Origin of the sequence: Chitinophaga sp., from assembly GCF_036569185.1 — a bacterium.
Taxonomy (GTDB): Bacteria; Bacteroidota; Bacteroidia; order Chitinophagales; family Chitinophagaceae; genus Chitinophaga.
This window is the reverse complement of record NZ_DATCRD010000152.1, coordinates 1-4,795: the sequence shown is the minus strand read 5'-3', so window position 1 is coordinate 4,795 and position 4,795 is coordinate 1. Positions and strand designations below refer to the sequence as shown.

The following is a 4,795-nucleotide window of genomic DNA, read 5'->3' as shown; positions in this document are numbered from 1 at the left end:
AAGGTTTCCTGGGCGCTGGCCACAGTGCCGGTTGCCAGCAGGGCCTGTAGCAGCAGTTTACCGCGGTGCCGCTTCATAGCATAGGTAATACGCCGTAACAGCAGGGCTGCCCGTGGGTTCTCAAAAGCTTTTTTCATGTAAATCTTTATTTTTTCGGTTCAGATTCAGTTGATCCGCTAAATGTAATAAATCATTAAGGCGGGAATAAATAAAACGGCATATTTTTTATGAGTGGTAGGTGTATTTTGGATTCACACGAAAAAGGGATAATTTGAAAAGGGTTTACAGCTTAAGTTTGTTTAAATTCGCTTAATACTTGCTGACTATGAAATTTATTTCTGTTTATACATGGATGCTGCTTTCCATTTTCTTTGCAGCAACTGCCTTCACCACCAATGCCCAGGTAAAGGATACTTCCGGTACAAGAGGCCGCTGGACGGCAGAAGGGAGAGCCGATAAGATTACGGACAAGATCTCTCACAAGGTAAATCTGAACAAAGACCAGGAAAAAAAGATCCTCGTGATCAACCAGGATATTGTGCGCCGGATGGATGCGGTAAAAAACAATCCTTCCCTCACCAGGAAGGAACGTATGACGCAGTTTAAAGCCCTGGATTCAGAACGCAGTCAGCGTTTTAAAAGTGTTTTTACACCTGCACAGTATAAAAAATGGAACGACTGGGAAATGAATAAAAAGGAACAACTGGAACAAAAAATGGAAAAAAAGCGGCAAAAGAAGGAGGCCAGGGATTCCAGCCAGCAACAATAAATTTCTTAACTTGAAAAATATTGGCAGTGAGTTATCTCACTGCTTTTTTTATGCCTGTAAATATGATCAACACTACTGCCGATATAAAAGATATTTTCCTGCAGGGCGTTGCAGCGGTACATCCGCAACGGCTCATCAGGAAAAATGTGCAGGTAATACCTGCTACCCGGGTTATTAATATTTCGGGAGATAGCTACGCCATCCCCGCGCATGCGGGTGTTTGGATCATGGGGGCGGGCAAAGCTGCCGCCGCAATGGCACAGGAGCTGGAAAATATCCTGGCAGGGCACTTTCCTTTGCAGGGATTGGTGGTTACAAAATACGGACATGCGTTACCGTTACAGCAGGTGGAACTGGTAGAGGCGGGCCACCCGGTACCCGACGAACAAAGTGTAGCCGCTTCCGTTAAACTGCTGGAGATGGCGGCAAAAGTACAGCCCAGCGACCTGGTTATCTTCCTGTTGTCGGGCGGCGCTTCCGCACTGCTGGCGGATGTACCGGTACACAGCAGTTTAACGGAAGTACAGCAGCTGTTTGAAGCGCTGCTGAAAAGCGGCGCCGATATCCGGGAAATGAATACCGTACGAAAGCATCTTTCGGGCATCAAAGGAGGGCAACTGGCCAAAAACATATACCCGGCAACGTTATGTACCATTGTGCTCAGCGATGTGGTGGGCGATGACCTCAGCGTAATAGGCTCAGGGCCTACAGTGGCCGACCCGTCTACTTTTGCAGACACTATGGAAGTTCTCCGTAAATATCATCTCACAGAAAAAATTTCCACACCTCTTCTTCAACACATCGAAAACGGTGTGGCAGGCAGGATCCCCGAAACGCCCAAGCCGGGCGATTCTTCACTGCTGCATACACATAATTACCTTACCGGTACCAACCGCATTGCATTGGAGGCAGCAGCGGAAAAGGCCCGTGAATTGGGCTATCATCCCATACTGCTGTCAGACAGGGTTACCGGAGAGGTACATGCGGTAGCGGACCGCCTGGTACAAACCGCATTGGAGTATAACGGGCCTTTGCCCGCCTGTTTGCTGGCTGGCGGGGAAACAACCGTGCAAGTGACCGGGAACGGCCTTGGCGGCCGGAACCAGCAACTGGCGCTGGCAGCAGGTATCGCACTTGCGCATTATCCTTCCCTCACCTTTTTAAGTGGTGGCACAGATGGCAGCGATGGCCCTACCAATGCTGCAGGAGCTATCGTGGATGCTTCTACGATAAAAAATGCGGAGAAAATGCAGCTCGACCCAAATAGTTTCCTGCAACAGAATGATGCATGGCATTTTTTCTCAAAAGCAGGCGGACTAATGATTACAGGGCCAACTCAAACTAACGTGATGGATCTCATGATCATGCTTATCACTACAGGCAACCTTAAAATTTGAAATCAAAGTTTGTATATGTGTGGATAGATTATATTTTTGAGGTTTGGAACTAGAAATTCTGGATTTACTAAACGTATTTGCATTATGCTGAGAATGGAACAGACATGGCGGTGGTACGGGCCCAATGATCCGGTTAGCCTGTCTGATATTAAACAGGCAGGAGCTACCGGTGTGGTAACCGCATTGCACCATGTGCCTAATGGAGTGGTATGGACGAAGGAGGAGATACAAAAGCGGAAAGCCATCATAGAAGCTGCCGGGCTTACCTGGTCGGTTGTAGAGAGCGTGCCGGTACATGAAGATATTAAAACGCAAAGCGGCCGTTTTAAAGAATATATCCACAACTACCAGCAATCCCTGCGAAACCTGGCAGCTTGTGGCATACGTACGGTTACGTACAACTTTATGCCGGTGCTTGACTGGACCCGTACCGACCTGTCTTATACCGTGGAAGATGGCTCCAGGGCACTGCGCTTTGAAAAAGCTGCATTCATGGCGTTCGACCTGTTCATGTTGCAAAGACCGGAAGCAGAAAAAGATTATACCGAAGAAGAAATTGCCCGTGCGAAGGAACACTTCGACAGCATGACCGAAGCGGATAAAGAACTGTTACAAAAAAATATCATTGCAGGGTTACCAGGATCAGAAGAAAGCTTTACGTTACAGCAATTCCAGGTAGCGTTAGATAAATATAAAGGCATTGATGCCACCCAGCTGAAACTGCACCTCTTCTATTTTCTTCAGCAAATAGCGCCAGTGGCAGAGGAAGCAGGCGTTAAACTGGCTATCCACCCCGATGATCCTCCATTCCCGATCTTTGGGTTGCCCCGTGTGGTAAGCACAGAGCAGGATGCCCGTGAACTGCTGATTGCAGCGCCTTATGCCGCCAATGGCCTGTGCTTCTGCACCGGCTCTTATGGCGTAAGGGCTGATAATGACCTCCCCGGTATGATAGAACGCCTGGGCGATCATATCCATTTCATCCACCTGCGCAGCACACAACGCGATGCGCTGGGCAACTTCCATGAAGCCAACCACCTGGAAGGCGATGTGGACATGTTTGCCGTGGTAAAGAATATCCTGCTCACCATGAAACGCCGCAACGTTTCCATTCCAATGCGCCCGGATCATGGTCACCAGATGCTGGATGACCTTCATAAGAAAACCAACCCAGGGTACAGCGCTATAGGCCGTTTACGCGGACTGGCAGAATTACGTGGCCTGGAAATGGGCATAGCCGGGGCTTTAGGCTCTGATTGACTGACATCTACCAGCATCAGGTCTGCACAAAGAGTAAAGGTGGGGATAAGCAATACCATCGTCGGACTGAGATGCTACACCAGGGCAGAAAGCGTATTTGAACATATACCGTAATGGCTGATTACGCGTACAAATAACACTACCCTGATAATATATTGACGAGGGTGTATCACAGTACGATACACCCTCTTTCATTTGGGCGCCCGGGTGGAGGTCGCCCGCCATTTAAGCGAAGCTCCGCACCCTCATTTATTTTGATATCCTCCGCTGTTTTTAAACAGACGGTCATAAATTTTAAACCGCCGCACGAAAAATCACCGCTTTTTTGTAGCATTGCATCAGGACAAGATTTTATCAACTGTACACTTTTACCAAACCTACAATATGATGAGCGCAACTATAGATGCGAGATATGAGGCATGCCTGGCCAAAAGACCGGATAGCCTCGCCCGCCTGATTAATTTGTTCAAAAAGGATATAGACCTTCGTATTACACAGAAACTACAGGAACGCGGATACAAAAATTTCAAACTGGGCGATATGGTTCTCCTCGTACATATCGATGCCCAGGGCACTATTAACAATGACCTCGCCAGGAAAGCGCGTATCAGCAAACAAGCCATGAGCAAGGTGGTGAAGAACCTGGAAGCAGATAATTACATAGGCACCCGTAAACATGATACCGACAACCGCGCCAGCATTATCTTCCTCACAGAAAAAGGGAAAGAATTTATGATCAATGCCTACGAAGCAGTAGATGAAGTGGAGGGCCTCTATGCCAGTATAATAGGCGGGGAAATGTTTACACAACTGAAAACAATCCTTAAACAATTAACAGCAGGCTTACACCTTAGCTGATCCACTTTACTTCAACGTTATGTAATACCTGTTTCCACTGTCTTTTACCAAAGGAACATTCAGCGCTCTTTGCAGCAATACCAGTGTTTCATCCGCAGATTTATTCTCAAAGTCAACAGTCAGGCTGCGTTTATATAAACTGGCTGCTGAAGGTGGCACCTGTATATTGAGCTGGAAGTAACTGTTCACCGCATCAATCACTTCTTCCAGTGGTGTATTCCGGAAACTGAGCCGTCCTGTTTTCCAGGCCAGCAGCGACTGGCCCTTTACCGTTTTAAACTGCAGCGGCTGATGCTGTTCCCGCTTTGCCAACATACTGGCGGTAAGGTATACCTTTTTGCCTTTATCCTGCACTAACGTTACTTTTCCTTTTATAACCAGTATTTTGAAGATGGTATTGGTTTTGTGCACTGTAAAAACCGCATTCAGCGTATACAGATCAGTGTGCTCATCCAACTGCATGCGTGCACGCACCGGCAATGCCACTTCGAACCACGTATCACCCTCCAGC

5 protein-coding genes are annotated in these 4,795 nt (G+C 47.7%); 4 read left to right on the top strand and 1 reads right to left on the bottom strand.

All coding sequences use genetic code 11. The features are described from left to right. Positions 1-325: 325 nt before the first annotated feature. The 4 genes from VIM72_RS11060 (at position 326) to VIM72_RS11045 (ending at position 4,284) form a co-directional block, all read left to right on the top strand. Positions 326-769 carry a hypothetical protein gene (locus VIM72_RS11060; protein WP_332002896.1) on the top strand — a complete coding sequence of 148 codons (444 nt, stop codon included), beginning with the start codon at positions 326-328 and terminating at the stop codon, positions 767-769. A gap of 26 nt (positions 770-795) precedes the next feature. Then, positions 796-2,166 carry a glycerate kinase gene (locus VIM72_RS11055; protein ID WP_332002895.1) on the top strand — a complete coding sequence of 457 codons (1,371 nt, stop codon included), beginning with the start codon at positions 796-798 and terminating at the stop codon, positions 2,164-2,166. 84 nt (positions 2,167-2,250) lie between these two features. Next, a complete protein-coding gene (gene uxuA, locus VIM72_RS11050) occupies positions 2,251-3,426 on the top strand; it encodes a mannonate dehydratase (protein ID WP_332002894.1) in 1,176 nt (391 codons plus the stop codon). Between the two features lie 387 nt (positions 3,427-3,813). Further along, positions 3,814-4,284: a MarR family winged helix-turn-helix transcriptional regulator gene (locus tag VIM72_RS11045; RefSeq protein ID WP_332002893.1), complete on the top strand. Its 471-nt coding sequence runs from the start codon at positions 3,814-3,816 to the stop codon at positions 4,282-4,284. Between the two features lie 6 nt (positions 4,285-4,290). On the opposite strand, the gene VIM72_RS11040 is transcribed toward VIM72_RS11045, so the two are convergent. Continuing rightward, on the bottom strand, positions 4,291-4,795 hold a 505-nt coding region (locus tag VIM72_RS11040), incomplete at its 5' end, for a FecR domain-containing protein (protein WP_332002892.1).